At 67.0% G+C, this 26,544-nt stretch carries 24 protein-coding genes and 1 pseudogene; 17 read left to right on the forward strand and 8 right to left on the reverse strand.

Annotated features, from left to right (window positions below; translation table 11 throughout):
* Window positions 1–29: 29 nt before the first annotated feature.
* From LXM88_RS02895 to LXM88_RS02945, 11 genes are all read left to right on the forward strand, one after another.
* On the forward strand, window positions 30–1,430 hold the full coding sequence (locus tag LXM88_RS02895) for an ATP-binding protein (protein WP_262530437.1): 1,401 nt from the start codon (window positions 30–32) through the stop codon (window positions 1,428–1,430).
* Window positions 1,431–1,465: 35 nt separating this feature from the next.
* A complete protein-coding gene (cpaB, locus tag LXM88_RS02900) occupies window positions 1,466–2,305 on the forward strand; it encodes a Flp pilus assembly protein CpaB (RefSeq protein ID WP_262530438.1) in 840 nt (279 codons plus the stop codon).
* Between the two features lie 104 nt (window positions 2,306–2,409).
* On the forward strand, window positions 2,410–4,353 hold the full coding sequence (locus tag LXM88_RS02905) for a type II and III secretion system protein family protein (RefSeq protein ID WP_262530439.1): 1,944 nt from the start codon (window positions 2,410–2,412) through the stop codon (window positions 4,351–4,353).
* Between the two features lie 20 nt (window positions 4,354–4,373).
* Window positions 4,374–4,670 carry a hypothetical protein gene (locus tag LXM88_RS02910; protein WP_262530440.1) on the forward strand — a complete coding sequence of 99 codons (297 nt, stop codon included), beginning with the start codon at window positions 4,374–4,376 and terminating at the stop codon, window positions 4,668–4,670.
* Window positions 4,671–4,695: 25 nt separating this feature from the next.
* Window positions 4,696–5,961 (forward strand): pilus assembly protein TadG-related protein, encoded by a 1,266-nt coding sequence (locus LXM88_RS02915; protein ID WP_262530441.1) that lies wholly within the window; start codon window positions 4,696–4,698, stop codon window positions 5,959–5,961.
* A 12-nt stretch (window positions 5,962–5,973) separates the two neighbouring features.
* The gene (locus LXM88_RS02920) at window positions 5,974–6,507 is read left to right on the forward strand and encodes a TadE/TadG family type IV pilus assembly protein (protein ID WP_262530442.1); all 534 of its coding nucleotides are present in this window, start codon (window positions 5,974–5,976) and stop codon (window positions 6,505–6,507) included.
* Window positions 6,504–6,947 carry a TadE/TadG family type IV pilus assembly protein gene (locus LXM88_RS02925; protein ID WP_262530443.1) on the forward strand — a complete coding sequence of 148 codons (444 nt, stop codon included), beginning with the start codon at window positions 6,504–6,506 and terminating at the stop codon, window positions 6,945–6,947. Before LXM88_RS02920 ends, LXM88_RS02925 begins: the two co-directional genes overlap by 4 nt.
* Before the next feature lie 22 nt (window positions 6,948–6,969).
* Window positions 6,970–8,178, forward strand: a complete 1,209-nt coding sequence (locus tag LXM88_RS02930; protein WP_262530444.1) for an AAA family ATPase — start codon at window positions 6,970–6,972, stop codon at window positions 8,176–8,178.
* 18 nt (window positions 8,179–8,196) lie between these two features.
* Window positions 8,197–9,564 (forward strand): CpaF family protein, encoded by a 1,368-nt coding sequence (locus LXM88_RS02935; RefSeq protein WP_262530445.1) that lies wholly within the window; start codon window positions 8,197–8,199, stop codon window positions 9,562–9,564.
* A gap of 33 nt (window positions 9,565–9,597) precedes the next feature.
* A complete protein-coding gene (locus LXM88_RS02940; RefSeq protein WP_262530446.1) occupies window positions 9,598–10,575 on the forward strand; it encodes a type II secretion system F family protein in 978 nt (325 codons plus the stop codon).
* Between the two features lie 36 nt (window positions 10,576–10,611).
* Entirely contained in the window at window positions 10,612–11,586 is a 975-nt protein-coding gene (locus LXM88_RS02945; RefSeq protein ID WP_262530447.1) for a type II secretion system F family protein, read from the forward strand.
* Between the two features lie 195 nt (window positions 11,587–11,781).
* On the opposite strand, the gene LXM88_RS02950 is transcribed toward LXM88_RS02945, so the two are convergent.
* A complete protein-coding gene (locus tag LXM88_RS02950) occupies window positions 11,782–12,528 on the reverse strand; it encodes a hypothetical protein (RefSeq protein WP_262530448.1) in 747 nt (248 codons plus the stop codon).
* Between the two features lie 94 nt (window positions 12,529–12,622).
* Between LXM88_RS02950 and LXM88_RS02955 the strand changes: the two are divergent.
* Window positions 12,623–12,963: pseudogene (locus LXM88_RS02955) on the forward strand (Tn3 family transposase); the annotation flags it as partial.
* Between the two features lie 280 nt (window positions 12,964–13,243).
* Here the strand turns inward: LXM88_RS02955 and LXM88_RS02960 are convergent.
* The 6 genes from LXM88_RS02960 to LXM88_RS02985 all read right to left on the reverse strand — a co-directional run bounded on the left by LXM88_RS02960 (window position 13,244) and on the right by LXM88_RS02985 (window position 19,550).
* Window positions 13,244–14,506, reverse strand: coding sequence for a serine hydrolase domain-containing protein (locus tag LXM88_RS02960; RefSeq protein ID WP_262530449.1), 1,263 nt, complete (start codon window positions 14,504–14,506; stop codon window positions 13,244–13,246).
* Window positions 14,507–14,643: 137 nt separating this feature from the next.
* On the reverse strand, window positions 14,644–15,600 hold the full coding sequence (locus LXM88_RS02965) for a SphA family protein (protein ID WP_262530450.1): 957 nt from the start codon (window positions 15,598–15,600) through the stop codon (window positions 14,644–14,646).
* A 36-nt stretch (window positions 15,601–15,636) separates the two neighbouring features.
* Window positions 15,637–16,164 (reverse strand): flavin reductase family protein, encoded by a 528-nt coding sequence (locus LXM88_RS02970; RefSeq protein ID WP_262530451.1) that lies wholly within the window; start codon window positions 16,162–16,164, stop codon window positions 15,637–15,639.
* Between the two features lie 5 nt (window positions 16,165–16,169).
* Window positions 16,170–17,408 carry a styrene monooxygenase/indole monooxygenase family protein gene (locus tag LXM88_RS02975; protein ID WP_262530452.1) on the reverse strand — a complete coding sequence of 413 codons (1,239 nt, stop codon included), beginning with the start codon at window positions 17,406–17,408 and terminating at the stop codon, window positions 16,170–16,172.
* Between the two features lie 61 nt (window positions 17,409–17,469).
* Window positions 17,470–18,258: an SDR family oxidoreductase gene (locus LXM88_RS02980; protein WP_262530453.1), complete on the reverse strand. Its 789-nt coding sequence runs from the start codon at window positions 18,256–18,258 to the stop codon at window positions 17,470–17,472.
* A 44-nt stretch (window positions 18,259–18,302) separates the two neighbouring features.
* Entirely contained in the window at window positions 18,303–19,550 is a 1,248-nt protein-coding gene (locus tag LXM88_RS02985) for a dienelactone hydrolase family protein (RefSeq protein WP_262530454.1), read from the reverse strand.
* 353 nt (window positions 19,551–19,903) lie between these two features.
* On the opposite strand from LXM88_RS02985, the gene LXM88_RS02990 reads away from it, so the two are divergent.
* Window positions 19,904–20,929 carry an AraC family transcriptional regulator gene (locus LXM88_RS02990; RefSeq protein ID WP_262530455.1) on the forward strand — a complete coding sequence of 342 codons (1,026 nt, stop codon included), beginning with the start codon at window positions 19,904–19,906 and terminating at the stop codon, window positions 20,927–20,929.
* Window positions 20,930–20,972: 43 nt separating this feature from the next.
* Here the strand turns inward: LXM88_RS02990 and LXM88_RS02995 are convergent, their stop codons facing one another.
* A complete protein-coding gene (locus LXM88_RS02995) occupies window positions 20,973–21,989 on the reverse strand; it encodes a LacI family DNA-binding transcriptional regulator (protein WP_262530456.1) in 1,017 nt (338 codons plus the stop codon).
* Between the two features lie 235 nt (window positions 21,990–22,224).
* Here LXM88_RS02995 and LXM88_RS03000 point away from each other — a divergent pair, with 235 nt between their 5' ends.
* The 4 genes from LXM88_RS03000 to LXM88_RS03015 all read left to right on the forward strand — a co-directional run bounded on the left by LXM88_RS03000 (window position 22,225) and on the right by LXM88_RS03015 (window position 26,539).
* Complete coding sequence (locus tag LXM88_RS03000) at window positions 22,225–23,379, forward strand: ABC transporter ATP-binding protein (protein ID WP_262530457.1); 1,155 nt, start codon at window positions 22,225–22,227, stop codon at window positions 23,377–23,379.
* A gap of 63 nt (window positions 23,380–23,442) precedes the next feature.
* The gene (locus LXM88_RS03005) at window positions 23,443–24,681 is read left to right on the forward strand and encodes an ABC transporter substrate-binding protein (protein WP_262530458.1); all 1,239 of its coding nucleotides are present in this window, start codon (window positions 23,443–23,445) and stop codon (window positions 24,679–24,681) included.
* A gap of 76 nt (window positions 24,682–24,757) precedes the next feature.
* Window positions 24,758–25,675, forward strand: coding sequence for a carbohydrate ABC transporter permease (locus LXM88_RS03010; protein WP_262530459.1), 918 nt, complete (start codon window positions 24,758–24,760; stop codon window positions 25,673–25,675).
* Between the two features lie 12 nt (window positions 25,676–25,687).
* Window positions 25,688–26,539, forward strand: a complete 852-nt coding sequence (locus tag LXM88_RS03015; RefSeq protein ID WP_262530460.1) for a carbohydrate ABC transporter permease — start codon at window positions 25,688–25,690, stop codon at window positions 26,537–26,539.
* Window positions 26,540–26,544 lie beyond the last annotated feature (5 nt).

Genomic DNA, 26,544 nt, shown 5'->3' on the forward strand with positions numbered 1-26,544 from the left:
GACGAGCCCGCAACGAGGACGAAACGAACATGAACACGATCCACACCGAACCGAGACGCGACGCGCAGGTGTCCAAACTGCCCGATCCGTTGCCGTCGCGGGAAGCCAATACGAAGAAGGGCGCGCAGTTGCCGGCGGCGCCGCGCTCGCTCGACGAAACCGGGCTGAGCATGGCGTTCGTCGCCGGGCTCGTGCTGAAGTCGACGCTGGTGCTCGGCCGCCCGTCGTACGGCGACCTGGTCGAGCGGCATTGCCTGCCGCTCGCGGTGCTCGACGACGTCTTCGCGTTCCTGGTGCGCGAGCATCTCGTCGAGCTCACCCATCGCGGCGCGACCGATCTCGACGTGACGTTCCGCCTGACCGACGCGGGCCGCGTGCTCGCGCTCGAGGAACGCGCACGCTGCGGCTACAGCGGGCCCGCGCCGGTCACGCTCGACGCGTATCTCGAATGCTTGAACACGCATTCGGTGCGCAAGCTGCACATCGGCCAGAGCGAAGTGTGGGCCGCGTTCGAAGGCATCGTGATCGACACGTCGCTTCTCGACGCGGCTGCCGCGGCACTGAACGCGGGCCGTCCGCTGCTGATCTACGGCCCGGCCGGCAGCGGCAAGACCTTCCTCGCCGAGCGGCTCGGCACGCTGATGCACGGCCGCGTGCCGGTGCCGCACGCGATCTGGGCGGCCGGTGAAGTGATCCAGATCTACGACCCGCTCGTGCACGTCGACGCGGAACAGCAATCCGGCGGCCAGTCGGTCGATCGCCGCTGGCGCCTGTGCAAGCGGCCGGTCGTGATGTCGGGCGGCGAACTGACGCTCGACGAGCTCGACCTGCGCCGCGACGAGGCCGCCGGCTTCTACCAGGCGCCGCCGCACATGAAGGCGAACATGGGCATGTACATCATCGACGATCTCGGCCGCCAGCGCGTCGAGCCGCGCGACCTGCTCAATCGCTGGCTGCGCCCGCTCGATCGCGGCGTCGATTTCCTGACGCTCGAATCCGGCAACCGCTTCGTGCTGCCGTTCGACGTGTGGCCGGTGTTCTCGAGCAACCTGTCGCCGGAGCAGTTCTGCGACGAAGCGTTCCTGCGCCGCCTCGGCTCGAAGCTCCATGTCGGTGCGATGTCGATCGACGCCTACCGTGCCGTGTACGACGCGGCCTGCGCATCGCTCGGCCTCGTATCGGCACACGATGCGTTCGAGTTCCTGCTGCACCGGCTGCATCTGCCGACCGGCAAGGCGTTTCTCGCGTGCTTTCCGGCGGACCTGCTGCGCCTCGTGGCCGCCGGCGCGCGTTACCGCGGCGATCCGCTCGAGGTGACGCACGATGCGTTGTACGACGCATGGGCGAGTTATTTCGGCGCAGCGCCCGAACGGGACGGCAGCCATCCGCCGCCCATTGAGCGGGGTGGACGTACGTTCATTGCAGGTTGAGCCGTTTCTTTCACGAATCGTCGAGGAGCATTGCCATGAAAAACAGTCGAGCGCTCATGATGCTGGTCGTCGCGATGGTCGCGGGTCTTGCCGCGGTCGTGTTCGCGTCCCACTGGCTGGTGCAGACATCCACGAGTTCGGTCACGCCTGTCGCGGTGGCCGCCACCGACCTGAACCTGGGCGAGCCGCTCGGGCAGAACCAGATCCACATGGTGAGCTGGCCGTCGGGCAGCGTGCCGACCGGCGCATTCACCGATACGAAGGCGCTCGAAGGACGCGTCGTTCGGACCAGCCTGGCACGCGGCGAGCCGGTGATCGAGTCGAAGCTCGCGCCGCTCGGCACGAAGGGCGGGCTGTCCGCGGTGATTGCCGACGGCAGCCGCGCGATCACGGTGCGCGTGAACGACGTGGTCGGCGTCGCGGGTTTCGCGCTGCCGGGCACCTACGTCGACGTGATCGTCAACACGCAGGAGCAACAGGGCAAGACCGACGGGCAGAGCATCTCCAAGATCGTGCTCGAGCACATCCTCGTGCTCGCCGTCGCGCAGCAGGTCAGCCGCGACGACACCGCACCGAAGGTCGTCAACGCGGTCACGCTGGAAGTCACGCCCGACCAGGCCGAACGGCTCGACCTCGCGCGCAGCGTCGGCACGCTGTCGCTGGTGCTGCGCAACCAGGTCGACCAGAAGACGCTGAACACGGATGGCGCGACCAAGATGACGCTGCTCGGCAAGCCGCCCGTACCCGACCTGCCGCCGCTTCCCGTTGCCACACGCGTGCGGACGGTGCACGTGGCGTCGCACGCGGCGCCGCAAGCGCGGCGCGACTGCGTCGGCGTGCTGTCGGGTGTGAAGGGCAGCGTCGAATGTTTCTGAAGCAGATCAACACAGCCAGATAAACAGATCGGCCGCCAGCAGGGCACGGCGGCGTTGGAAGTCGACAACCGGCATGGCGCCGGTCTCTCGGGGGATCAGACAAAATGAAGATCAAACCGCAACGTACAGGTACCGGCCCACTGCGGACGCGCGTCGCACGGGGCACGATGATGGCCGCGATCCTCTGTTCGGGATGGCTGACCGTCTACGGCGCACTGGCCCAGGAAGGCATCGAGGCGGGCGTGCTGACGAAGGGCGGCGCCAGCGCGCCGGCAGCAGTCGGCAAGGGGCCCGTGCAGATGACGATCAGCATGGCGCCGGCGCCGGTCGCCGCGGCCGCCGCAACGGCTGGACCGCTGCGCGGGCCGAACTGCATCGGCGCCGTGCGCGAGTCGACCAGCGTCAGCGTGCCGCTCGGCAAGTCGCTGCTGGTGCCGATGCCGGAGCCGGTCCGCAATCGGACGATCGGCAATCCGGCCGTCGCGCAGGCGACGATGGTGTCGCCGCAGACGCTGTACATCCTCGGGCTGTCGGTCGGCACGACCAACATGATCGTGCAGGGCAAGAGCGGCGCCTGCCGCGTGATCGACGTTGCGGTCGGCGCGGATGCCGGCGGCCTGCAGGCATCGCTGCAGCAGCTGATGCCGGGCGAGCGCGACATCCATGTGTCGACCGCCGCCGGCACGATCGTGCTGGCGGGCAGCGTGTCGAGCTCGCAGGCCGCGCAGCAGGCCGTGCAGATCGCGCACGCCTACGGCGACAGCGCGGGCGACCCCGCCGGGGGCGGCAAGCCGGGCGGCGGCGTGCTGAACATGCTGAGCGTCACGTCGCCGCAGCAGGTGATGCTCGAGGTGAAGGTCGCCGAGGTGTCGAAGACGCTGATCAACCAGATGGGCAGCGCGCTCAACATCCAGGGCGGGTTCGGCTCGTGGAGCGGCGCGCTGGTCAGCAGCCTGCTGGCGGGCGTCTCGAGCGCGGTCGCCTTCAGCAAGGCGAACAACAAGCCGTTCAGCATCGCGGCCGACGCGCAGAACACCGACAACCTCGTCAAGATCCTCGCGGAGCCGAATCTCGTGACGATCAGCGGCCAGGAAGCGACGTTCCTCGCCGGCGGCAAGATCTTCATCCCGATCCCGCAAAGCAGCGGCAACGGCGTCTCGACGATCACGCTGCAGGAAGAGGAGTTCGGCGTCGCGCTGAAGTTCACGCCGACGGTGCTGGCGAACGGCCGGATCAGCCTGAAGGTCGCACCGGAAGTGTCGGAGCTGTCGCAGACGGGCGTCACGCTGAGCGCGTCCAACATCGGCGGCACGTCGATCCTGCCGCTGATCACGACGCGGCGTGCGTCGACGACGGTCCAGATGAGCGACGGCGAATCGTTCGCGATCGGCGGGCTGATCAAGGACAGCGCGAGCGGCGCACTGAAGGCGATCCCGGGTGTCGGCGAAGTGCCGGTGCTCGGCGCGCTGTTCCGCAGCACGTCGTTCCAGCAGGACCGCACCGAGCTGATCTTCCTGATCACGCCGCACCTCGTGAAGCCGCTGCAGATGCAGACCGCGGACGTGCCGCTGCCGACCGACAGCTTCTCGAAGCCGAACGAAGCCGACGTGTATGCGACGGGCAACATGGAAGGCCGCCGCGGGGTCCGCAAGCCGGGCGCACAACCCGACAGCGGCGCGGCAGCTGCACCGCAGGCACCGGCCCAGGCACCTGCCCAGGCACCGGCGCAGGGGCCGGCTCCGGCACCGCAATCGGACGCGCCGGCCGCATCCGCCGCGCTGCCCGCGCCGCGCGCGCCGCAAGGCACGGACGCACAGCCGCCGGTGCCGGCCGAGCCGCAGAAGACGCCCGCACCGGTAGCGGCGACCGCGCCACGGCCCGACGCGGCAAACGCGGCCCGTATCGCGCGTATCGAAGCCACCGCCGCGCGCCTCGCGGCGGCCGGCCCCGACGCGCCGGCCACGCCGGCGGCGCAACCGAAGCACCGGGTGCCCGCGGTTGCCCGCGCGCAGGTCGCGCGCTCGGAACCCCATTCCACCGAACGTTGAAGCCATCCAAGGGGAAGCTCATGAAATCCGCCTACCTCGTATTCGTGCGCCGCGCGGCGCTTGCCGCACCGCTCGCGTTCGCGCTTGCCGGCTGCATGTCGTCGACCCCGGTGTGGGACAGCCGCTTCGGCGACTCGGTCCGCACCGTGATGCAGGCCCAGATCATCGACCCGCATGCCGCCGAACACGCGACGTCGGCGTCCGGCGTCGACGGCAGTGCCGCCGCGGCCGCGCTCGACAACTACGACAAGTCGTTCAAGCAGATCCAGCCGCCTGCCAATGCGTTCGTCATCGGTATCGGCAAGTCCAGCCAGTAACGCCGGCACGCTCAGGGAGAACGCCATGTCCAGCGCAGCTCGCCATCCGAAAGTCACGCGTCGCGGCCTCGATCGCCAGCGCGGCGCCGTCGCGGTCATCGTCGGTCTCGCACTGGCGGTGATGATCGGGTTCGTCGGTCTCGCGCTGGACCTCGGCAAGCTGTACGTCACGCGCAGCGAACTGCAGAACAGCGCCGATGCGTGCGCGCTGTCGGCTGCGCGCGACCTGACTTCGGCCATCAGCCTTTCGGTCGCCGAGGCCGACGGCATCGCCGCCGGCCACCTGAATTTCGTGTTTTTCCAGAACAAGTCGGTGCAGATGGCGACGAATTCGAACGTCACGTTCAGCGACTCGCTGACCAATCCGTTCCTGACGAAGAACTCGGTCACGACGCCGGCGAACATCAAGTACGTGCAGTGCACCGCGACGTTGAGCGGCATCGCGCACTGGTTCATCGAGGTGCTGAACGTGCTGCCGGGCACCAAGCTCGCGAATGCGGCCACAGTGTCGGCGAGCGCGATCGCGACGGTCGGCGGCGGGCAGACTGCCTGCGCGATTCCGGTGTTCGTGTGCCGCGCGCCGAGCGCGTCGCCCTACAAGGTCGGCGACTGGATCACGTCGCCGTCCGGTTCGACCTACGGGCCCGGCAACTTCGGCTGGGCGGCGCTCGACGGCTCGACGAACGAACCGACCATCGCGAGCGAGCTGTCGGGCAACACCTGCAATATCACGAGCCCGCCCGATCTCGGCAGCACCGGCCTGAAGTCGGCGTCGCTGCGCGCCTGGAATACGCGCTTCGGCATCTATACGAACGGCTCGAACGGCTCGAGCGGCCAGCCCGACTTCACCGGTTACGCGTATGTCGGCCCGAACTACGGGCCGCCCGGAACGGCGGGCATCAAGGGTGACGCGTACACGCAATTCGTGACCGACCGCACGACCTTCAAGTCCTACCAGGGCGACGGCGCGCCGCCGGGGGGCAGCGGGATCACCACCAACGGCACCGCGACGGCGAGCAACTACCAGACCTTTGGCGGCGACCGCCGTGTCGCGCTCGCGCCGGAAGGCGACTGCTCGACGCTGCAGGGAAGCAGCCACAAGCTGCACGTCACGCAATGGGATTGCGTGCTGATGCTCGATCCGTTGCCGTTCAGCGCCGGCAGCGGCCCCGTCATAGCGCACCTCGAATACCTCGGCTCGTCCGTCTCCGGCAACAATCCGTGCGCGACGCACGGCTTGCCCGGCGACGGCAGCGCGTCCGGGGTCCAGGTGCCGATGCTCGTTCAATAGGGAGAAGCGACCATGAAAAGGCCCCCGTTTCGCCGTTCGCGCACCCGTGGCGTGGCCGCCGTCGAGTTCGCGCTCGTGCTGATTCCGATGATCGTGCTCGCGACCGGCGTGGCCGAGTTCGGCCGCGCGATCTACCAGTACGAGACGCTGACCAAGGCGACGCGCGACGCGGCGCGCTACCTGTCGATCTGGCTGCCGACCGACAGCGCGTATCCGGTGTCGGCGGCGCAGTGCCTCGTCGTCTACGGCAGCACGACGTGCGGCTCGGCCGGCACCGAGCTGGTGCCGGGGCTCACGACCTCGATGGTGACCATCTGCGACGCGCAGCATACGACCGGTTGCAGCGATGCGTCCGACCCGGCGCAGTTCGCGAGCCTGCCGACCTACGACGCGAACAACAACGCGGCGAGCGGCACGGCGACAGGCGCGATCAACATCGTCGAAGTGAAGGTCAAGGGCTACACGTACCAGCCGATCCCCGCGTATCCGGGGCTGACGTCGATCACGTTCGGCAACATCGTCACCGTGATGAGGCAAGTGTCATGAGCGCGCGCCGTGTTCCCCTGTCGCGCCGGCGCGCCCAACGCGGCGCGACGGTCGTCGAGTTCGCGCTCATCGCGTCGGTGCTGATCATGCTGCTGCTCGGCATCTTCGAATTCGGCCGGGTGCTGTTCTACTGGAATACCGCGAGCGAGGCCGTGCGCCTCGGCGCACGCACGGCGGTGGTCTGCGACGTGAATGCCGCCGGCGTCGCGAAGCGCGTGACGGCGCTGCTGCCGCTGCTGTCGAGCGCGAACGTGTCGGTGAACTACTCGCCGGCGAGCTGCGACATAAACACCTGCTCGTTCGTGACGGTGAGCGTCACGAACGTCACGGTCAAGACAATGATTCCGTTCATGAACGTCACGGTCAGGATGCCGCCGTTCACGACCACGCTGCCGCGCGAAAGCCTGAACTCCGCGACCGGCGGCGCCGCCTGCAACTAATCGAACAGACGAGGCACACGACATGATCAACATCCTCGTAGCTTCCGACGATACCGCGCGACTCACGCAGATCGCGCGCCTCGTGGCCGACTGCGGACGCTATCGCGCGACACGCGCGACCGGCCGCCCGTCGCAGATCGAGCATCGCACCGACGGGCTCGACGCGTTCGACATCCTGCTGGTCGACGGCACGTCGCCCGACCCGTCCGAGCTGTCGGCGATCGAGCGGATCTGCCGCGCTCACGCGGGCCTGACCTGCATCCTCGTGACGGCGGACGCGTCGCCGCACGTGCTGCTGGATGCGATGCGCGCGGGCGCGCGCGACGTGCTGCAGTGGCCGCTCGATTCGCAGGCGCTCGGCAACGCGCTCGAACGCGCCGCCGCGCAAAGCACGCGCAGCGACACCGAAGATACGCGGATCGTGTCGTTCATGTCGTGCAAGGGCGGCGCCGGTACGAGCTTCGCGGCCAGCAACATCGCGTTCGAGATCGCCGAAGGCTTCAAGCGCCGCGTGCTGCTGATCGACCTGAACCAGCAGTTCGCCGACGCCGCGTTCCTCGTCAGCGACGAAACCCCGCCGTCGACGCTGCCGCAGCTTTGCGCGCAGATCGAGCGGCTCGACAGCGCGTTTCTCGACGCGAGCGTCGCGCATGTGACCGAGAACTTCCACGTACTCGCGGGCGCCGGCGATCCGGTCAAGGCCGCCGAGATGCGCGAGGACGCGCTCGAATGGATCCTCGGTGTCGCCGCGCCGCGCTACGACTTCGTGATCTTCGACGTCGGCGTCGGCATCAATCCGCTGTCGATGGTCGCGCTCGATCGCAGCGACCAGATCCAGATCGTGCTGCAGCCGGCGATGCCGCACGTGCGCGCCGGCCGCCGGCTGCTGGAGATGCTCGTGTCGCTCGGCTACTCGACCGACCAGCTCCGTCTGATCGTGAACCGCGCCACGCGCGCGAGCGACCGGACCCGCACCGCGCTCGAGGAGGTGCTCGGCCTGCAGGCCGCATGCACGATTCCCGACGACGCCGACACCGTGCTCGAAGCGATCAACCAGGGGCATCCGGTGTCGCGGCTCGCGCGCGGCACCGCGGTCGCGCGTGCGTTGCAGGGCTGCGCGAAGCGGCTCGTCGAGGGCGAAGTGCGCGCGGGACACAGCGCGACGCGCAGCGAACCGCTGATGTCCCGGCTGTTTGGCCGCAAGGCCACGCCGAAGCTCAAATCCATGTAACTCTCTCGGGGAACCATCATGTCATTGCGCGAACAGATGTCGTTGCACCGGGCCCAGCCGCTGTCGGCGGGCAGCGAACCGGCCGGCCCGGCGCATTCGTCGGTACGCGACGCATACCAGAAGCTACGCCGCCAGATTCACCAGGCCGTGCTCGAACGCGTCGAACTGGAGCGCCTGTCGCGGCTGCCGCAGGAGCAGGTCCGCCAGGAAATCTCCTCGCTGATCTCGCGCATCCTCGACGACGAGCGGATGCCCGCGAACGATATCGAGCGGCGGCAGCTCGCGATCGACGTGTACGACGAGATGTTCGGCTTCGGCCCGCTCGAAGCGCTGCTGCGCGACCCCGGCATCTCCGACATCCTGGTGAACACGCACCGGCAGGTCTATGTCGAGCGCTGCGGCCAGCTCGAACTGACCGACGTGACGTTCTACGACGACGCACACCTGATGAAGGTGATCGAGAAGATCGTGTCGCGCGTCGGGCGCCGCATCGACGAATCGTGCCCGATGGTCGATGCGCGGCTGCCGGACGGCTCGCGCGTGAACGCGATCATCCCGCCGTCGGCAATCGACGGGCCGCTGATGTCGATTCGGCGCTTCTCGGTCAACCCGCTGAAGATGGACGACCTGGTGCGCTACCAGAGCCTGACGCCGCCGATGGCCGAGCTGCTCGACGCGCTGTCGCGCGCGAAGGTGAACGTGCTCGTGTCGGGCGGCACGGGCAGCGGCAAGACGACGCTGCTCAACATCCTGTCTGGTTACATTCCGCGCAACGAGCGGATCGTGACGATCGAGGACGCCGCCGAGCTGCAGCTCCAGCAGCCGCACGTGCTGCGGCTCGAGACGCGCCCGCCGAACATCGAGGGCAAGGGCGAGATCACGCAGCGCACGCTGGTGCGCAACGCGCTGCGGATGCGGCCGGACCGGATCATCCTCGGCGAAGTGCGGGGCGGCGAAGCGCTCGACATGCTGAACGCGATGAACACCGGCCACGAAGGCTCGCTCGCGACGATCCACGCGAACACGCCGCGCGATGCGCTGACGCGGCTCGAGAACATGATCAGCGTCTCCGGCCTGACGCTGCCGCCGAAGACGATGCGCCAGCAGATCGCGTCGGCGATCTCGGTGGTCGTGCAGGCGGCGCGGCTGACGGACGGCAAGCGCAAGATCGTCAGCATCCAGGAGCTGACCGGGATGGAAGGCGACATCATCAACATGCAGGAGATCTTCACGTTCAAGCGCACGGGCATGGACCGCGACGGCACGGTGCGCGGCCACTTCTGTGCGACCGGCGTGCGGCCGAAGTTCGTCGAGCGGCTGCAGGCGTTCGGCATCAACCTGCCGGATTCGCTGTACGACCCGTCCCAGCGTTACGAGACGAACTGACGACATGGCGCCGTTTGCTGCCGGGGAGGCTTCATGAACACGATCTTTTACGGTTTTGTGATTCTCACCTTCGTCGCGGTCGTGCTCGCGATCGAAGGCGTCTATCAATGGTGGAACGTGCGGCACGGCGCCGCCGCGCGTCGGATCGAATCGCGCATTCGCGCGATGTCGGCCGGCGGCAACGTGCAGCAGGAGCGGCTGTCGATCCTGAAGAAACGGATGCTCGACGAATCGAAGCCGTTCGACCGGCTGCTGCTGCGCATGCCGCGCGTGCACTCGCTCGATCTCGTGCTCCAGCAATCGGGCCTCGACTGGACGCTGCCGAAGCTGATCGTGCTCAGCCTGGTGTTCGCGGCAATCGCGTGGCTCGCGCTGAGCTTCGCCACGTTGCCGCAGCTCGCCGCGCTGCCGGTCGCGCTGTTTGCCGCGTGCTTGCCGACGCTGCGCGTGATGCGCCGCCGTGCGCGCCGGATGCTCAGGCTCGAGCGGCAGTTGCCGGACGTCTGCGACACGATCGCGCGCGCGCTGCGTTCCGGTCATTCGTTCACGGGCACGCTCGGGATGGTCGGCGAAGAGTTTCCCGATCCGATGGGCGGCGAGTTCCGGATCGCGTTCGACGAAGTCAACTACGGCGTGTCGCTGCACGACGCGCTGATGAACCTCGCGACGCGCGTGCCGGTGCAGGACCTGCGCTACTTCGTGATCGCGGTGCTGATCCAGCGCGAGACGGGCGGCAACCTGGCCGAGCTGCTCGACAGTATCGCCGCGCTGATCCGCGAGCGCTTCAAGCTGTTCGACAAGGTGCGCGTGCTGTCGGCGGAAGGGCGGCTGTCGGCGTGGATTCTCGGGCTGCTGCCGTTCGGCACCGCCGCGGTGATGGCGATGGCGAACCGCGAGTTCCTGTCCGTGCTCTGGGAGGATCCTGCAGGGATCAGGATGGTCGGCGTCATGCTGGTGTCGATGTTCTTCGGGATGCTCTGGATCCGCCGTATTGTCCGGATTCGCGTCTGACGCGCGAATCGAATAACGAACCGTTGCGAGGCTGTCATGCAAAACCTGACCGTAGTCCAGGCCGTGATGCTGGGCGGCTTGTTCATCTTCGTGGCCGGCGGCGTGCTCATCGCGATGCTGCTGTTCGCGCCGCGCAGCATCCAGCGCCGGCTCCAGCAGGCCGGGGGGGCCGTTGGGAGCGCGGGTGCCGCCCCGGGCGACGGCGACGACCTGGCGTCGCGCTGGGTCGCGAAGCTGGCCGAGCTGTCCACCCCGATCTCGAAGCTGTCGGTGCCGAAGGACGGCTGGGAGAATTCGCCGCTGCGCATCCGGCTCATGAATGCCGGATGGCGCAACCAGAGCGCGGCCGCGCTGTATTTCACCGCGAAGACGGTGCTCGCGCTCGCGTTGCCGTGCGCGGCGCTGGTGGTGCTGATCACGACCAAGCTCGGCGACGAGCGCGCGCTGTTGTCGGTCATCCTCGTGGCGCTCGCCGGGATCGGCTACTACATCCCGAACATCGTGCTGTCGCAACGGATCAAGGTGCGCCAGCAGAAGATCTTCGAGGATTTTCCGGACGCGCTCGACCTGCTGACGGTGTGCGTCGAAGCGGGGCTCGGGCTCGACGCGGCGCTGATGAAGGTGAGCGAGGAACTGCGGTTCCGCAGCGAGGTGGTCTCGAGCGAACTCGACCTGCTGCTGCTCGAGATGCGTTCCGGCTTCACGAAGGAGACGGCGCTGCGCAATTTCGCGCTGCGCACCGGTACCGAGGACGTCGAGTCGTTCTGCGCGATGCTGATCCAGGCCGACCGCTTCGGCACGAGCATCAGCGAATCGCTGCGCGTGCTGTCGGACATGCTGCGCACGCGGCGGCGCATGCGCGCGGAGGAGCGGGCGGCGAAGATCGCGCTGAAGCTGCTGTTCCCGCTGATCTTCTGCATCTTCCCGGCGCTGATGACGGTGCTGCTCGGGCCGGCCATGATTCACGTCTATCGCGTGCTGCTGCCGACGTTCGCCGGCATGGCCCCGTGAGCGGCGGACGCGCGCCGATTCGCATGCGTCGACAAGGTTCTTGCGTGCCGGCCCTGACCTGCGCGTCGGCCGGCACGGCAACAGGCTTCATGGAGGCTCCCTCCCCAGGCGGTGCCGCGAGACAGGTTGACCATAGCGGCGTCAACGCATCCTGGACCCATGGTCGGCCATGGAACAAGCCGTAGTCCACCGCCTTCATCGGCTGCCCCCTACTGCTAACGCTGTAGGCCGTTGCCGGCATCGCGCCGGCGCGGTTGAAAACGACGGAAAAACGACGAGCGCCCGCAACCGAATTAACAGGCCGTTGAAATACCTCGGTGGAGATGACCCGCTTTCGTGGACACGATCTATCCTGACAAGGAGGAGGTACGGATCATGTCCAAATACCGAGCGCCCTATGCACCGGAATTTCGGCAACAGATCGTGGACTTGGTACACGCCGGCTCTGCTGGATTTCAGCTTGCCGTCGATCCATTCCTCGACGTAGAGCGGTTCTGGGTCGTAGTCATCCGACCACACAACAATTGCCGAACTCAGCGTATGGCGCTCCAATTCGACACGCCGCTCGAATGGCATTTCGCGCCAGTACCGCTGTCGGGTACCGTACGTCGCGATGCACCAGTTCAGGCCGATCCAGGCTGCGATGAAGAGAGCCGTCGCCCATATTGCGGGCACGGCTGCCTGGACGACCGCACGATCAATATCAAAGGTCGGATCGAACATCCCACGGTACGCAAGAATACTCAGCATATACGCGAACATCGGAACCCAGGGCCCGAATGCAAGCGGCATGAGCAGAATGGCGAGCCAATTGCGGACATGCACTGTCGCAGCCGACTTGGCGCGCGCCTGCTCCTCATCGCTCATCGCCGCGACTTCCCTCGAGGCAACTTCGTCGCTCGGGGTGTGGAATCTCTCATGAATGTGCTCGAGGTTAGACATACGAGGGGGCGTTTGGCGAAAGGAGCAATAACGTAGGGAGTATCAAAAGACTGATTCTTGCATACGTCGGGTATGAACCGAGGTGGCGGCGCAAAATGCGCAGACCGACAAGAGCGAGCGGTTCAACGACTTCGCGCAGCGGCTGATGTTCGGCGGAAATGGCGTGATCGCCGAAAACGTCCGGCACGAGCAGCACAAGATCGTCAAGTACAACCACCTCGTGGCGAACATGGTGATCCTGTACAACGTCCAGTGGATGTCGTGCAAGCTGAAGGAACTGCAGGAAAAGGGGCTCCGATCGACGCCGAGGTTCTCAAAGCACTGTCCCCGTACCGGCGCGACCACATCGATCGGCTCGGCGACTACCTGCTGGACTTGCTGCGGCCGTTTTTTCCGCTCGATCCGACCATATATTTCTCGTTTGAATCATCAGCTCAGTCCGAGATGTGGTGGATTTTTTACGAATCCCGGCCAACCATCTACGTGCCGCTCGCCGCCGGGTTGCTGCCGCCGCCGAAAGGCGGCAACCGGCTCGCGAGCAGCTATCCGCTGACGCACTGGATGCCGATCGACAACAACCGGAGCCGCGACGAATGGAATGCGGCCGACGCGAAGCCGGTGCGCGACTTGCTCGAGTGCTGCTCGGCGCGGGGCAGCGCGATACGACGTGCTCGTTCACGCCGGCGGCGAAGCAGGTCAGGGCCGCGTTACCGCGTCACGGCCGTCCCTCGCTCGGCACTTCCGCCGCCTTGCTGAGCTCGCCCATCACGATCTGCGCGATCACGTTGGCCGGCGCGCGCCCGTCGGGCGCGGCAGCCGTGGTCGCCCACGCGACGATCGTCGTTTTCGTTGCCGGGTCGTAGCCCATGAAGGTATTGAAGCCCGGTATCTCGCCCGTGTGCCCGTAGAACGTGCCGAATTTGGCCAGGCCCATGCAGTAGCTGGCCGACCTCGGGTCGGACGGATCGAGCGGCGTGCAGCTGGCGAGCCGTTGCGCCTGCAGTTCGGCGTTCAGGTAGCCGCCGCCGACCAGCCGCTGTACGTAGGCGGCCAGCTCCGTCACGGTTGATATGCCGGAGCCGGCCGTCCACGCCCACGACGTATTGACGGTGGTCACGTTCGTCGGTTGCAGCGTGCCGTTTTTCGCGGCCGCCTGGCGGTCGGGCGACAGCGCGTCGCCGTTGGTCGTCTCCGCATTGGTGCCCCATTGATAGCCCTGCGGCGCGGGCGCCGGCAACGCCGTATTCTGCTGCGGCGGGAGGAACGTATTGGCCAGGCCGAGCGGCACGAACAGACGCGCGTTCATCGCATCGGCCGCGGGCATGCCGGTGAGTTTCTCGATGATCAGCCCAAGCAGCACCGTGTTCGTGTTCGAGTAGCGAAAATCGGCGCCCGGCGCGAAATAGACCGGCTGGCCTTCGGCGATATTCAGCAGTTCCGCCGTGCTCCACACCCTGTCCGGCTGCGAATCGAGCGTCTGGTTGAACGCGAGATTGGTCGTGTAGTTGTAGAGGCCGCTGCGCATCGTCAGCAACTGCTCGATCGTGATCGTATTGCCGTTGGGCACGTTGGCGACGTACTTGCCGACGGTGTCGTTCAGGCTCAGCCTGCCTTCCTGTACGAGTTGCAGGATCACCGTGGCTGTCCACGTCTTCGTCACGCTGCCGACGCGAAAGTGCGCGTTCGTCGGTATCGGCGTGTTCGTGCCTCGCACGGCCGTTCCAAACGATTCGAGCCAGTTGCCCTGCGGCGATTGCACAAAGACGACCGCGCCGGACGTCATCGTGTCCGCGAGCAATGCGTTGATCTGCGGGCGTGCCGCGTTGGCGAACGCGGGCCCGCCGGACGTCGGCGAATTGTCGCCGCCGCACGAGGACAGCGCGATGCCGACGATCGCGGCCGGTGCGTAGGCAACCATGCCGTGCACCAGCCGTTTCGCCGTGCTCGACACGAACCGGGAGAGTGTTGAAGTAACCATCGCGCGGTCCCTCCGTGTTCGTGACGGACTTCTTTCGTTGCCTTCTCCAAAACTATAGGACAGGCGCGTCCATGCCGGCAGCACGCATTGCTTTCGTCTGATGATAACGATACGGCCCGTTCATCGGGTCGCGTGCATCACTGGAAGTGATGCACATAACGCAGCACCATCCGCGTCCCCTGCGGCCGGTTGCGCGCGTGGACCTCGAAGTACGTGTTGAACAGCAGGTGATCGTGCGGCGAGAAGCTATACATGGCGCCCGGGCCGATCGCCAGCACGGCCTCGCGCGTGCCGGGCACATCCTGGCCGTTTTCCTTCATGTCGGTGGTCTGGCGCAGCCAGTAGCCGTTGAGCCCCAGCCGCAGGCCCGGGCGCACTTCATACTCGGTCGCGAAGTTCGCATGGATCGCCTGGCCGGCCTGGGTCGACGTCACGTCGGGGCCGAGCGACGTGGCCGGCTGATGGTTGGTCGCGTTCCACAGATAGTGCAGGCGCCACGACACGGTCCATTTCGGCGTCAGCCACAGCGTCGCCGCCCAGTACGGGTCGAACGACCAGAAATGACTGCCCGGGTTGATCGCGCGCGACGGATCGTACGCGCCGGTCGGTGCGATGAACTGGAATTCCACGCGCTGCGCGAAGCGCGGGCCCTGTGCGCCCATCACCGGGTCGAACTGGATGAACGGACCGATCAGCAGGTCGCCGAAACCGGCCCGCGCATTCAGCGCGACGTTGCCGATGCCGTCGTCGGTACGCGCGGACGCGATCCACGGCAGGATCACGTCGACGCCCGGATGCATCCCGGCGAACGTCAGCGGCGACTGATAGACGAGCTGGCTCAAGCCCGCGAACAGGTCGATGTCCTGCTTCGGCAGGCCGACCTTGTTGCCGGCATTGTCGTTGATGCGGCCGGCCGTGTAGTACTGCAGGTACTGCGTGCCGTACCAGCCGGAGCCGGCCGGCGGCATCCCGTCGAGGAAACTGGTCATGCCGAGGTTGACCGGCGGCAGGTCGGCCGCGTTGGCCGGCGCGTGACCGGCCATGCCGGCGATCGCGAGGCCTGCGACGACGAGCAGGCGAGAGCCGAATTTCATGTTCACCACCTCCTGGATATTTATTTGTATAACTAATCAAATGGCGCGTGAAAGATCGGGGTGATCGGCGATCGCACGATACTGGCCGGCGTGGAACACCAGCGGCGCCTTGCCGAACGCGTCGAACTGCTCGATCTCGCCGATGAAGAGCAGGTGATCGCCGCCTTCGTAATGACCGACGTTGCGGCACACGAAGCGCGCGCTCGCGCCGTCGAGGCAGGGCACGCCGCCGCTGTCCGAATCCACGTGAAGCACGCCGTCGAACTTGTCGACGCAGGGCGTCGCGAAGCGGCGCGACAGGTCGATCTGGTCGTGCGCGAGGATATTGATCGCGAAGTGGGTGGCCGCGACGAAATCCGGCCGGCTCGGCGCGACCTTGCGCAGGCTCCACAGCACGAGCGGCGGATCCAGCGACAGCGACGAGAACGAATTGGCGGTGAGGCCCACCTTGCGCCCGTCTGCCGCGCACGTGGTGATCACGGTGACGCCGGTCGGGAACTGCCCGAACGCGGCACGCAACTGCTTCGGGTCGAGGGTTGGGCTGCAGGTAACGGTCGTTTCCATGTCGGTTACTCCGAACGCGTACTGTGTTCGCGGATCAGCGCCGCGCACGCCGACGGCTCGAACCACCACGGCGAGAACCGGCGCGGATCGTCGAAGCCGTCGACGAGTTCGGCGGCGAGCGACGGCAGCTGACCGGCCGCGCCGAGCAGTTCGAGAATGTGCGGCGGCGGCGGCGTGAGCAGCGAGTTGGTCCAGCGCACGACATGCTGCGCGTAGGCCCAGTAGCCTTCGAACGTCTGCTGCATCCAGTCCTCGCCGAACGGCGCGGCATCGCGCGCGACGATCGCGTCGAAATAGGCGTTCGCGCATTTCGCGGCGTTGTTCGATCCTTGCCCGGTGATCGGATCGTTGACCACCACCGCGTCGGCCATCCCGAAGATCGTGCGGCCCGACGGAAGCCGGAAGAACGGCTTGCGCACCGTCGGCGTAAAGCGCCCGGACAGCGTGCCGTTCGGATCGGTGAGCTCGACGTCGCGGCAGCGCTCGAATTCCCACGGCACATACTGCTGCAGGAACGACAGGCCCCTGTCGAGATGCTGCTCGGGCGTCTTCACGTCGGCCCAGCAGTCGAGCGGGCCGCCCGGAATGCCTTCGAACACCATGATTTCGCACGGGCCCGTCGTGGTCAGCGCGGGGAACACGAAGTACTCGCCGATGCCGGGCAGCAGGTTGAAGCGCACGCGCGAATACGGCTGGCTCGGCGTCATCCCTTTCACGTAGGTGAGGGCCAGCGCGCGTTGCGGGCGGTCGAACGCGCTGCGCGCGTCGTCGCGGCCGAGCAGGTTGACGATCTCGCCCTTGCCGGCCGCGAGCAGCACGAGATCGTGGCTGCGTGCCAGTTCCTCGAGTTCGGGCACGCCGACGTCGCAGATGCGCACGTCCGCGCCGCGGCGCTGAACGCCTTCGAGCCAGTCGGCCATCTTCACGCGCTGGTCGACGGACTGCGCATAGCGGGTCAGCCGCGACGACCAGTCGATCGCCTTGCGGCCGTTGCCGTCCGGGTGCGGCACCGCGATGCCGATGCCTTCGACGGACGGGCACGCTTCCTCCCACATGTTCAGGCCGAGATCGCGCTCGATCTGCAGCGCGGTATGGAACATGCACTGGCTCGACATGACCTTGCCGGCGCGGATCTGCTCTGCGTCGCGGTTGGTCGCGAGCGTGACGTGGTAGCCCTGGTCGAGCAGGGCGAAGGCGAGTTGCAGGCCGGACTGGCCGGCGCCGACGATAGCGATGCGTCTCATGAGAGTGTCCTCGGGTGGCCGGATTCCGGCCGGAATGGTTGCGGGGAGCGGCGGCGGGCGGTCATTCCGCCAGGCGCGGAATGGCCGGCACCGCCTGTTCGGGGCCCATCGCGGCATAGCCGCCGTCCACCGCGTAGTCGGCGCCCGTCACGAAACTCGCCGCGTCGCTGCACAGGAACGTCACGACCTGCGCGACCTCCGACGGATCGCCGACACGGCCGAGCAGGTGGAACGGCGCGGCGACGCGATCGGTCTTCGCGCGGTCGCCGTGCGTCATCTCGTCCATTACGCGCGACCACGTCCACCCCGGCGACACCGAGTTGACGCGAATGCGGTCGGGCGCGAGATCCATCGCCATGCTGCGCGTGAGCTGGCGGATCGCCGCCTTGGACGTCGGATACAGCCAGCGGCCGGTTTGCGCGCACTGGGCCGAGATCGAGCTGAAGTTCACGATCGCGCCGCCGCCGCGCCGGACCATGTGCGGGTGAACGGCCTTCGCCAGCATCGCCGCCGACACGACGTTCACGTCCATCGCGGCGAGCCAGTCGTTGCGGGTCGCGTGGATGCCGTTATCGACGTAGCTGCACGCGAGGTTGACCAGCACGTCGATCGCGCCGAACTGTTCGGCGATCGCCGATACCGCGCGCTCGATCGCGCGGTCGTCGGTGATGTCGATCGCGACGAACATCGCACGTTCGCCGAGCGAATCGGCGACGCGCGCGCCGTTCTCCGTATCGAGATCGAGGATCGCGACGCACGCGCCGGCGCGGGCCAGGTCCTGCGCGACCGCGGCGCCGATCAGCGTGGCGCCGCCGGTGACGATCGCGACTTTGCCAGCAAGGGCAGTCATGGGGTATCTCCCGGTATCTATCGTTAGGTGAGGAAAGGGCCGCGTCAACGCGCGCCCGTCGACGGCTCGCTGTCCTGCCAGCGGCGCATCAGGCCGTTCGACGGCACGGTCTCGTCGAGCAGCTTGCGGGCCGTTTCGACGCCTGCGACCGGCAGGCCGGCCGGATCGAGCAGGCCGACCTGCACGAGCACGCTCGCCTGATCCCAATAGATGTGTTCGTGGTAGAGCTTGTCGCCGCGAAACTTCACGATCGCGACGAGCGGGATCTCGACGCGCTTGCCGGTCGGCGCGACGCCCGGCAGCATCCAGTCGATCTCGGTGGTGTGCGTGAAGCAGAACAGCAGCTCGTCGACGATCTGGTTCGCGCCGACCGTGCGCGAGATCGGCGTGATCGTGGTGTCGGGCGGATTCGCATGCACGAAGTGATGCGTGTAGAAGCGCTTGAGCTCGTCGTAGCCGACACCGCCCGTCAGCGTCGGAATATGGTTGACGTACGGTTCGGCGACCATCGTGGCCATCGTCGCGTCGACGTTGCGCGTGTCGAATTCATGCCGGATATGGGTCTCCCACAGCGCGGAGAGGTCGTAGTGCGGGCCGAGCGCGGCGCGGAACGCGGCGATCGATCGCTGATGCGCGATGATCGCGGCGGCCTTGTCGAAATGGTCGCCGCCGATGCGCGCGAACGCATGATCGACGCCCGGATAGACATACACTTCGACGCCGTCGCGCCCGGACAGCGCGTCGGCGATACGCTGCTGCGCGTCGGGCGGGCAGAAGCGGTCCTGCCCCGCGATCTGCAGCACGAGCCGCCCGCGCAGGTGCGCGGCCTCGTCCAGCGCGTGCTCGATGCCGACGCCGTAATAGCTGACCGCGGCGGCCACGCCGGGCAGCCGGCACGCGGCGAGATACGCGAGCTTGCCGCCGAGGCAGTAGCCGAGCACGCCGGCTTCGCCCGTGCATTCCGGCCGTTGCGTGAGCACGCACAGCGCGGCGCCGATGTCCTCGACGCCCTTGTCCTCGTCGAATTCGCGATACAGCGCCATCGCGCGCTCGGCATCGGCCGCGGCGTAGCCGAGCTCGATCCCCGGCGACTGGCGCCAGAACAGGTCGGGCACGAGCACCGTATAGCCTTCCTCCGCATAGTAGTCGGCCGTTGCCCGCATCGTCGCGTTCGCGCCGAAGATCTCGTGACACAGCACGATGCCCGGCCCGTTGCCGCCGGCCGGCGTGCTCAGGTAGCCGCGAAACGTTCCGCCGTCCGGCGACGGAATCTCGATGTGACGTCCTTTCATCTGTCCCTCCATGCTGTTCGTATCAGTGACGGGCCCAGTATTGGCGGACGAAACGTGCGCTTCTATCCGCTTTCTTCGGCCGGTATCCGCGAATTCCGGAAACCTGACGATCCGGCCGCCGCGCGTGGGCGGGCGCGCGGCCGACTGCGGGTATGTGCGGATACGGCAGCCCCGCACAGTTTTCTACGATGCGCGAACGGTCCGATTCTTGCGTCGTTTGCGCGGGACTTGCGTGTTCCGATGGCCGGACTGTCCGGATACTCCGGGCGCTATCCGGATCGTGCAACGGGATTCCCCAATACCGGGAACGCATGCACGGCGCGAGTGCGATCGAGCATGACGGGAGAACTTCGATGGCGCAATTTTCCGAAACCGGCTGGCTTGCCGACGCCGCCTGTTTCAATCACGGCAACCTGATGCTGCAGTCGGACGATGTCGACGAGGTGCGCGCACGCGTCGCCGACGTGTTCAAGCCGCACCGGCTCACGCCGACCGGCCAGTCGCGCGCGCTGCACAGCTGCATGCATCACGCGCGCTGGGGCAACCTGTCGTTGAACCTGCTCGATTACGGCGGCGGCGTCAGCATCGAGCCGGGGCCGCTCGAGCACTTCTTCCTGTTGCAGATCCCGCTGCGCGGCGATGCCGAAATCGAGTGCGGCGCGACGCGCTTCGTGTCGTCGCCGGGCACCGCGTCGCTGATTTCGCCGACGCTGTCGCTCAAGATGCGGTGGGGCGATGCATGCCCGCAAGTCATCCTGCGCATCGAGCGCGAGGTGATGGAGCGCCACGCGCAGCGGCATTTCGGCGACGACCGGCGCGCGCCGGTCGAATTCGAACCGGAATTCAGCTTGTCGTCGCAGCAGGGGACGTGTCTCGCCCAGATGCTGCCGATCCTCGCCGGCGCGATCGCGACGGATACGCATCCGCTGCGTCACCCGCTCGCGTTCGAGCAGCTCGAATCGACGTTGCTCAACCTGCTGCTGCACGGCCAGCCGAACAGCGCGCGCAACGGCACGCGGCACCTGCCGATGGCGCTCGCGCCGTTCTACGTGCGGCGTGTCGAGGAATACATCCGTGCGCATGTCGACGAGCCGCTGACGATCGAACGGCTCGCCGAGCTCGCCGGTGTCAGCCCGAGCACGCTGTTCGCCGGCTTCCGCAATCGCCACGGAATCACGCCGATGGGCTTCGTGCGGCAGTTGCGGCTGCAACATGTGCGCGAGGAGCTGCAGGCCGACGATACGCCGGGGCTCGCGTCGGTCACCGACATCGCGCTGAAATGGGGCTTCGCGCACCTCGGGCGCTTCGCGATCGAGTACAAGCGGGCGTTCGGGGAGTCGCCGTCGGCGACGCTGAGGATGCGGCGGGTGCGGGGTTGATGGAGGAAACGGCGGGCCCGCATTCAGCGCGCCCGTCCGCCGATCATCGAGCCGGCGCCGTAGTGGTCGACTCGCGCACGACGAGCTCCGGCGCACCGATCGTATGCACGGTCGCGGTCGGCTCGATTCCGTCGATCATGTCGAGTGTCAGCGCGATCGCGCGCTCGGCGACCAATGATTTCGGGAATCGGACCGTCGTCAGCGCGGGGCGGAACTGGTGGGCGAGCTGGATATCGGTCATGCCGACGATCGACAGGTCGTCCGGCACGCGCCGGCCCAGATCGGCCGCCGCCTGCATCGCGCCGATCGCCATCAGGTCGTTGGTCGCGAACAGCGCGGTGAGGACGGGCTTCGCGCGCAGCAGCGCGGCGGCCGCCTCGTAGCCGTCCTCGATCGAATCGTATGCGGACACGGTCGTCACCTCGTCCGGCGCATGGCCGCGAGCCGCGAGTTCGTCGGTGAAGCCGCGCAGCCGCATCGATTGCAGGCCGCCCGAACCCTTGCCGACGATTGCGCCGAACGAGCGATGCCGCAGCCCGGACAGGTGCGCGGCGGCGAGCGCGCCCGCCGCTGCGAAATCGACGGTTACGCAGGGCAGTGTGTGCGACGCATGCACGTGCTCCCACATGCACAGCACGATCGCCGCGCCATGGCGCGCGATGTCGGCAAGTTCGGCCTCGGCGAGATCGGTGTTCATCACGATCACGCCGGCCGCAAGCGTGCCGGCGATCCGCTCCAGGTAGTTGCGCGTGATCGCCGGGTCGTCGTGGGTGTTGGACACCAGCAGGTAATGGCCGCGCTTGCGCGCCTCGCATTCGGCGGCGAGCACGAACTCCGGATAGAACGGGTTCGTGATGTTCGACAGCATCAGCGCGAGCGTCGACGTGCGGCCCTCGGCGAGTGCACGCGCGGTGAGGTTCGGGCGATAGCCGAGTTCGCGAATCGCCGCCATCACGCGTTCGACGGTTGCCGGCTTCACTTTTTGAGGATTCCGTAACACGTTCGAGACCGTCGCCGCGGTGACGTTCGCGCGTCGCGCGACTTCCGCGAGCGTCACCATGCGCGGCCCCCGGCCGGTCGGGCAGCGTCGTGCGGGAAGGGCGAAGTACAGGTGTTTTTGCTCATATTCTGGGAGTGCGTCCCACAAGTTGCGCAGGGACAGGCGATACGCTAATTTCTCGACACATCACATGAAGGAGACGACATGCTACGGCGAACCGGGCCAATCGCGCCATCAAAATTTAAGCGTTTAAATTTTCCGATTCGACGCGCGTGATTCAGGAGAGGAGGGCGCGATGACCGCCATTTCATTGAAGGATGTCTCGAAGCGCTACGGCGACCATGCGCCGGTGCTGCGCAACGTGAACCTCGAGATCGCGTCGCACGAGTTCTGCGTGTTTCTCGGTCCGTCGGGCTGCGGCAAATCCACGTTGTTGCGGATGATCGCAGGGCTCGAGGACGTGAGTGAAGGCGAACTGCGGATCGGCGGCGCACGCATGAACGACACGCCGCCCGCCGAGCGCGGCGTCGCGATGGTGTTCCAGAGCTATGCGCTGTTTCCGCACATGACCGTGTTCGACAACATCGGCTTCGGGTTGCGCATCGCCGGCACGCCGAAGGACGAGATCCGCCGCCGCGTGACCGAGGCCGCGCGCGTGCTGCAGCTCGACGCGCTGCTCGAGCGCAAGCCGAAGGCGCTGTCGGGCGGCCAGCGGCAGCGCGTCGCGATCGGCCGCGCGATCGTGCGCGAGCCGCGCGTATTCCTGTTCGACGAGCCGCTGTCGAATCTCGACGCGACGCTGCGCGGGCAGACGCGTGTCGAGATTGCGCGGCTGCATGCGCGCTTCACGCAATCCAGCTCCGTCTACGTGACGCACGACCAGATCGAGGCGATGACGCTGGCCGACCGGATCGTGCTGCTGCACGCGGGCGACGACGTCGCGCGCTTCGGCAGCATTGCACAGGCGGGGGCGCCGCTCGAGTTGTATCACCGGCCGGCCAACCGCTTCGTCGCCGGCTTCATCGGCTCGCCGCGAATGAACTTCCTGCCGGCGGCCGTCGTATCGAGCGATGCACACGGATGCCGCCTGCGCGTCGACGGCACGGACGAGGTGCTGACGTTGCACGACCGTCCGTTGCCGTCCGGCATCGGCCCCGGCGCGCGCATGACGCTCGGCATCCGTCCCGAGCATCTGTCCGCCGGCCCGGCCGGCGACGCCGGGCTGCCCGCGATCGTGCGCGATGTCGTGCTGGTCGAGCAACTCGGCGAGGCCGCCTACGTGCATCTCGACCACCCCGGCGGCGTGCCGCTGCTCGCGAAGCTGCCGGGGCAGGCCACGCTGCGGCGCGGCGAGCGCCATGCGTTTCGCGTGCCGCCGTCGTGTTGCCACCTGTTCGACGAGGCCGGCATCGCAGTGCCGGCCGTTCGTGCCGAGGCGATGTTCGCGTAGCGGCGCGGCGCCGATCCGCCGCGCGCGACGCGGCATCCATCACACCAATACCAGGAGACAACGATGAGATTTCGTGCGAGCCGACTGCTGCTTGCCCTGACGACCGCCGCCGCGCTGACGGCGGGTACGGTCGACGCGGGCACGCTCAAGGTGAACGTAGCTTCGCGCGGCAACCAGCGCGCGACGTGGCAAGCGGTGTTCGACCAGTTCCGCAACGCGAATCCGGACATCGACCTGAAGGTCAGCTACGTCGCCGAGGAGGCGTACAAGGTGCAGATGTCCGGCTGGCTCGCGACCGATCCGCCCGACGTGCTGAGCTGGAACAACGGCGAGCGGCTCGCCTATTTCGCGAAGCGCGGGCTGATCGAGGATCTGGGTCAGGACTGGCAGAAGAACGGCTGGAACGATACGTATGCGGCCGTGAAGCAGTCGTCGACTTACGGTGGCAAGGTCTACAGCCTGCCGCTCGGTTACGACGCCTATGGCCTGTTCTACCGCAAGGACCTGTTCGAGAAGGCGGGCATTCACGGCGAACCGGCCGACTGGCCGCAGTTTCTCGACGCATGCCGCAAGCTGAAGGCGGCAGGCATTGCGCCGATCGCGGTGGCCGCGCGCGATGCGTGGACGCTTGCCGCATGGTTCGACTACCTCGACCTGCGGATCAACGGCTACGCGTTCCACCAGAAGCTGATGGCGGGCGACGTCGCTTATACCGATCCGCGCGTGCGTGCCGTGTACGCGGCGTGGAAGAAGCTGATCGACGACAAGTACTTCATCGACAACGCGTTGTCCTACGACGTCGATGCGCTGAGCCCGCTGATCGTCAACGGTCAGGCCGCGATGACGCTGATGGGCACCTGGTATTCGGCGGGCCTGCTGAGCGCGACGCACAACCCGATCGGCTTTTTCCGTTTCCCGGTGATCGATGCGTCGGTGCCGCTCGCGGAGGACGGCCCGGTCAACGTGATGGTCGTCCCGGCCAAGGCGCACAACAAGGCGGACGCGCGCCGCCTGCTCGCGTTCATCGGGCAGCCTGCGATCAACGGCGAGTTTGCGAAGGGCATGGGTCAGTTGCCGTCGAACAACCGGGCGCCCGAGCCGCAGGACCCGATCTCGAAGATCGGCTTCCACACGCTGGCCACGACGCAGGGCGGCATCGCGCAGTTCTACGACCGCGACATGACGAAGGAAATGGCGGACGAGGGGATGAAGGCGATGCAGCAGTTCCTGTCCGACCCGACGCAACTCGACGCGGTCCTCCAGCGCCTCGAACAGACCCGCAAGCGAATCTACCGGAAGTAGCGTGCCGACCGGATCGGCCCCGGCCGGTCCGGCGCTCCGTTGTCGTCGTCATGTTCGTTTCGTCGAAGGTCACATCATGTCAACCAGCCTGTCCGAAGGCGTCGCGCGTCGCGACGCCGGCCCGCAGCGGCATGCGCGCGCGTCGCTTGCGCGCCGGCGCAACCGTGCCGCACTGCTGTTCGTGCTGCCGGGTTTCGCGCTCTTCACCGTGTTCGTGCTGTATCCGATCGTCAGCAGCATCTGGCTGAGCTTCCATCACTGGGACGGGATGACGCCGATGACTTATGCGGGGCTCGACAACTATCGCGAGCTGCTGCAGTCCGACACGTTCTACGTCGCGCTGAAGAACAACGTGCTGTGGCTCGCGCTGTTCCTCGCCGCACCGCCGCTCGGCCTCGCGCTCGCGCTGTACCTGAACCAGAACGTGTTCGGGATCCGGCTCGTGAAGTCGCTGTTCTTCGCGCCGTTCGTGCTGCCGGGCGTCGTCGTCGGCCTGGTGTTCTCGTGGTTCTACGACCCGACGTTCGGGCTGCTGAAGCTGATCGTCGGGCACGGCATCCCGGTGCTCGGCGATCCGCGCTACGCGACCTACGGTGTGATCGTCGCGGCGCTGTGGCCGCAGATCCCGTTCTGCATGATCCTCTACCTGACCGGGCTCACGGGCATCAACAGCGAAATCGTCGAGGCCGCACGGATGGAAGGCGCGCGCGGCTTCACGCTGCTGTGGCACGTGATCCTGCCGCAGTTGCGCCCCGCGACCTTCATGGCGGTGGTGCTGACCGTGATCGGCGCGCTGCGCAGCTTCGACCTGATCTCCGTGATGACGGGCGGCGGCCCGTTCGACAGCTCGACCGTGCTCGCGTATTTCATGGTCGACCAGGCGATCAAGTATTACCGCGAAGGCTATTCGGCCGCGATCGCGGTGGTGCTGTTCGCGATCATGCTCGTCTATATCGTGTGGCAGCTGCGCAAGCTGGTGCGCGTCGAATCATAAGGATTACGATTCATGTACCCGATGCCCGTATCACGCTGGGGGCGTTCGTCCCGCTGGCTGTACCGCCTGTCGCTGCCGTGCGCGCTCGTGCTGTGGCTCGTGCCGCTGCTCGCGGTGCTCGCCACGTCGGTTCGTTCGACCGACGAGGTCATGGCCGGCAACTACTGGGGCTGGCCGAAGCAGTTCGCATTCGTCGACAACTACGGCGCTGCGCTCACGCAGACGCCGATGCTCCACTACTTCGCGAACAGCATGCTGATCACGCTGCCGTCGGTCGCCGCATCGATCCTGCTCGCGTCGCTTGCAGGCCATGCGCTCGCGAACTACCGGTTCCGCGGCAACGTCGTGCTGCTCGGGCTGTTCGTCGCCGGCAATTTCGTGCCGATCCAGATCCTGATGATTCCGGTGCGCCAGATCATGCTCGGCATCGGGCTCTACAACACCGTGTGGGCGCTCGTGTTGTTCCATACCGCGTTTCAGACCGGGTTCTGCACGCTGTTCCTGCGCAACTTCATCCGCGAGCTGCCGTTCGAGCTGATCGAAGCCGCGCGCGTCGAGGGTGCGTCCGAGTGGACGATCTACTGGCGCGTCGTGCTGCCGCTCGTGCGGCCGGCGCTCGCGGCGCTCGCGGTCCTCGTGTTCACGTTCGTGTGGAACGACTACTTCTGGGCGTTGTGCCTCACGCAAGGCGACGATGCGGCGCCGATCACCGTCGGCGTCGCCGCGCTCAAGGGGCAGTGGACCACCGCATGGAACCTCGTGTCGGCCGGTTCGGTGCTCGCCGCGCTGCCGTCGGTCGCGATGTTCTTCGCGATGCAGAAGCACTTCGTCGCGGGGCTCACGTTCGGCGCGACAAAAGGCTGAATCCG

The organism is Burkholderia sp. S-53 (genome assembly GCF_025560745.1).
Lineage (GTDB): Bacteria > Pseudomonadota > Gammaproteobacteria > Burkholderiales > Burkholderiaceae > Burkholderia > Burkholderia pyrrocinia.

Excerpts from the sequence above, each read along its gene's own strand:
- LXM88_RS02940 (WP_262530446.1), top strand. The coding sequence starts at position 9,598 with ATGAACACGATCTTTTACGGTTTTGTGATTCTCACCTTCGTCGCGGTC.
- LXM88_RS02910 (WP_262530440.1), top strand. The coding sequence starts at position 4,374 with ATGAAATCCGCCTACCTCGTATTCGTGCGCCGCGCGGCGCTTGCCGCA.
- LXM88_RS02990 (WP_262530455.1), top strand. The coding sequence starts at position 19,904 with ATGGCGCAATTTTCCGAAACCGGCTGGCTTGCCGACGCCGCCTGTTTC.
- LXM88_RS03005 (WP_262530458.1), top strand. The coding sequence starts at position 23,443 with ATGAGATTTCGTGCGAGCCGACTGCTGCTTGCCCTGACGACCGCCGCC.
- LXM88_RS02995 (WP_262530456.1), bottom strand. The coding sequence starts at position 21,989 with ATGGTGACGCTCGCGGAAGTCGCGCGACGCGCGAACGTCACCGCGGCG.
- LXM88_RS03000 (WP_262530457.1), top strand. The coding sequence starts at position 22,225 with ATGACCGCCATTTCATTGAAGGATGTCTCGAAGCGCTACGGCGACCAT.
- LXM88_RS02930 (WP_262530444.1), top strand. The coding sequence starts at position 6,970 with ATGATCAACATCCTCGTAGCTTCCGACGATACCGCGCGACTCACGCAG.
- LXM88_RS02985 (WP_262530454.1), bottom strand. The coding sequence starts at position 19,550 with ATGAAAGGACGTCACATCGAGATTCCGTCGCCGGACGGCGGAACGTTT.
- cpaB (WP_262530438.1), top strand. The coding sequence starts at position 1,466 with ATGAAAAACAGTCGAGCGCTCATGATGCTGGTCGTCGCGATGGTCGCG.
- LXM88_RS03010 (WP_262530459.1), top strand. The coding sequence starts at position 24,758 with ATGTCAACCAGCCTGTCCGAAGGCGTCGCGCGTCGCGACGCCGGCCCG.
- LXM88_RS02920 (WP_262530442.1), top strand. The coding sequence starts at position 5,974 with ATGAAAAGGCCCCCGTTTCGCCGTTCGCGCACCCGTGGCGTGGCCGCC.
- LXM88_RS03015 (WP_262530460.1), top strand. The coding sequence starts at position 25,688 with ATGTACCCGATGCCCGTATCACGCTGGGGGCGTTCGTCCCGCTGGCTG.
- LXM88_RS02960 (WP_262530449.1), bottom strand. The coding sequence starts at position 14,506 with ATGGTTACTTCAACACTCTCCCGGTTCGTGTCGAGCACGGCGAAACGG.
- LXM88_RS02975 (WP_262530452.1), bottom strand. The coding sequence starts at position 17,408 with ATGAGACGCATCGCTATCGTCGGCGCCGGCCAGTCCGGCCTGCAACTC.
- LXM88_RS02945 (WP_262530447.1), top strand. The coding sequence starts at position 10,612 with ATGCAAAACCTGACCGTAGTCCAGGCCGTGATGCTGGGCGGCTTGTTC.
- LXM88_RS02970 (WP_262530451.1), bottom strand. The coding sequence starts at position 16,164 with ATGGAAACGACCGTTACCTGCAGCCCAACCCTCGACCCGAAGCAGTTG.
- LXM88_RS02915 (WP_262530441.1), top strand. The coding sequence starts at position 4,696 with ATGTCCAGCGCAGCTCGCCATCCGAAAGTCACGCGTCGCGGCCTCGAT.
- LXM88_RS02895 (WP_262530437.1), top strand. The coding sequence starts at position 30 with ATGAACACGATCCACACCGAACCGAGACGCGACGCGCAGGTGTCCAAA.
- LXM88_RS02935 (WP_262530445.1), top strand. The coding sequence starts at position 8,197 with ATGTCATTGCGCGAACAGATGTCGTTGCACCGGGCCCAGCCGCTGTCG.
- LXM88_RS02965 (WP_262530450.1), bottom strand. The coding sequence starts at position 15,600 with ATGAAATTCGGCTCTCGCCTGCTCGTCGTCGCAGGCCTCGCGATCGCC.
- LXM88_RS02905 (WP_262530439.1), top strand. The coding sequence starts at position 2,410 with ATGAAGATCAAACCGCAACGTACAGGTACCGGCCCACTGCGGACGCGC.
- LXM88_RS02950 (WP_262530448.1), bottom strand. The coding sequence starts at position 12,528 with ATGTCTAACCTCGAGCACATTCATGAGAGATTCCACACCCCGAGCGAC.
- LXM88_RS02980 (WP_262530453.1), bottom strand. The coding sequence starts at position 18,258 with ATGACTGCCCTTGCTGGCAAAGTCGCGATCGTCACCGGCGGCGCCACG.
- LXM88_RS02925 (WP_262530443.1), top strand. The coding sequence starts at position 6,504 with ATGAGCGCGCGCCGTGTTCCCCTGTCGCGCCGGCGCGCCCAACGCGGC.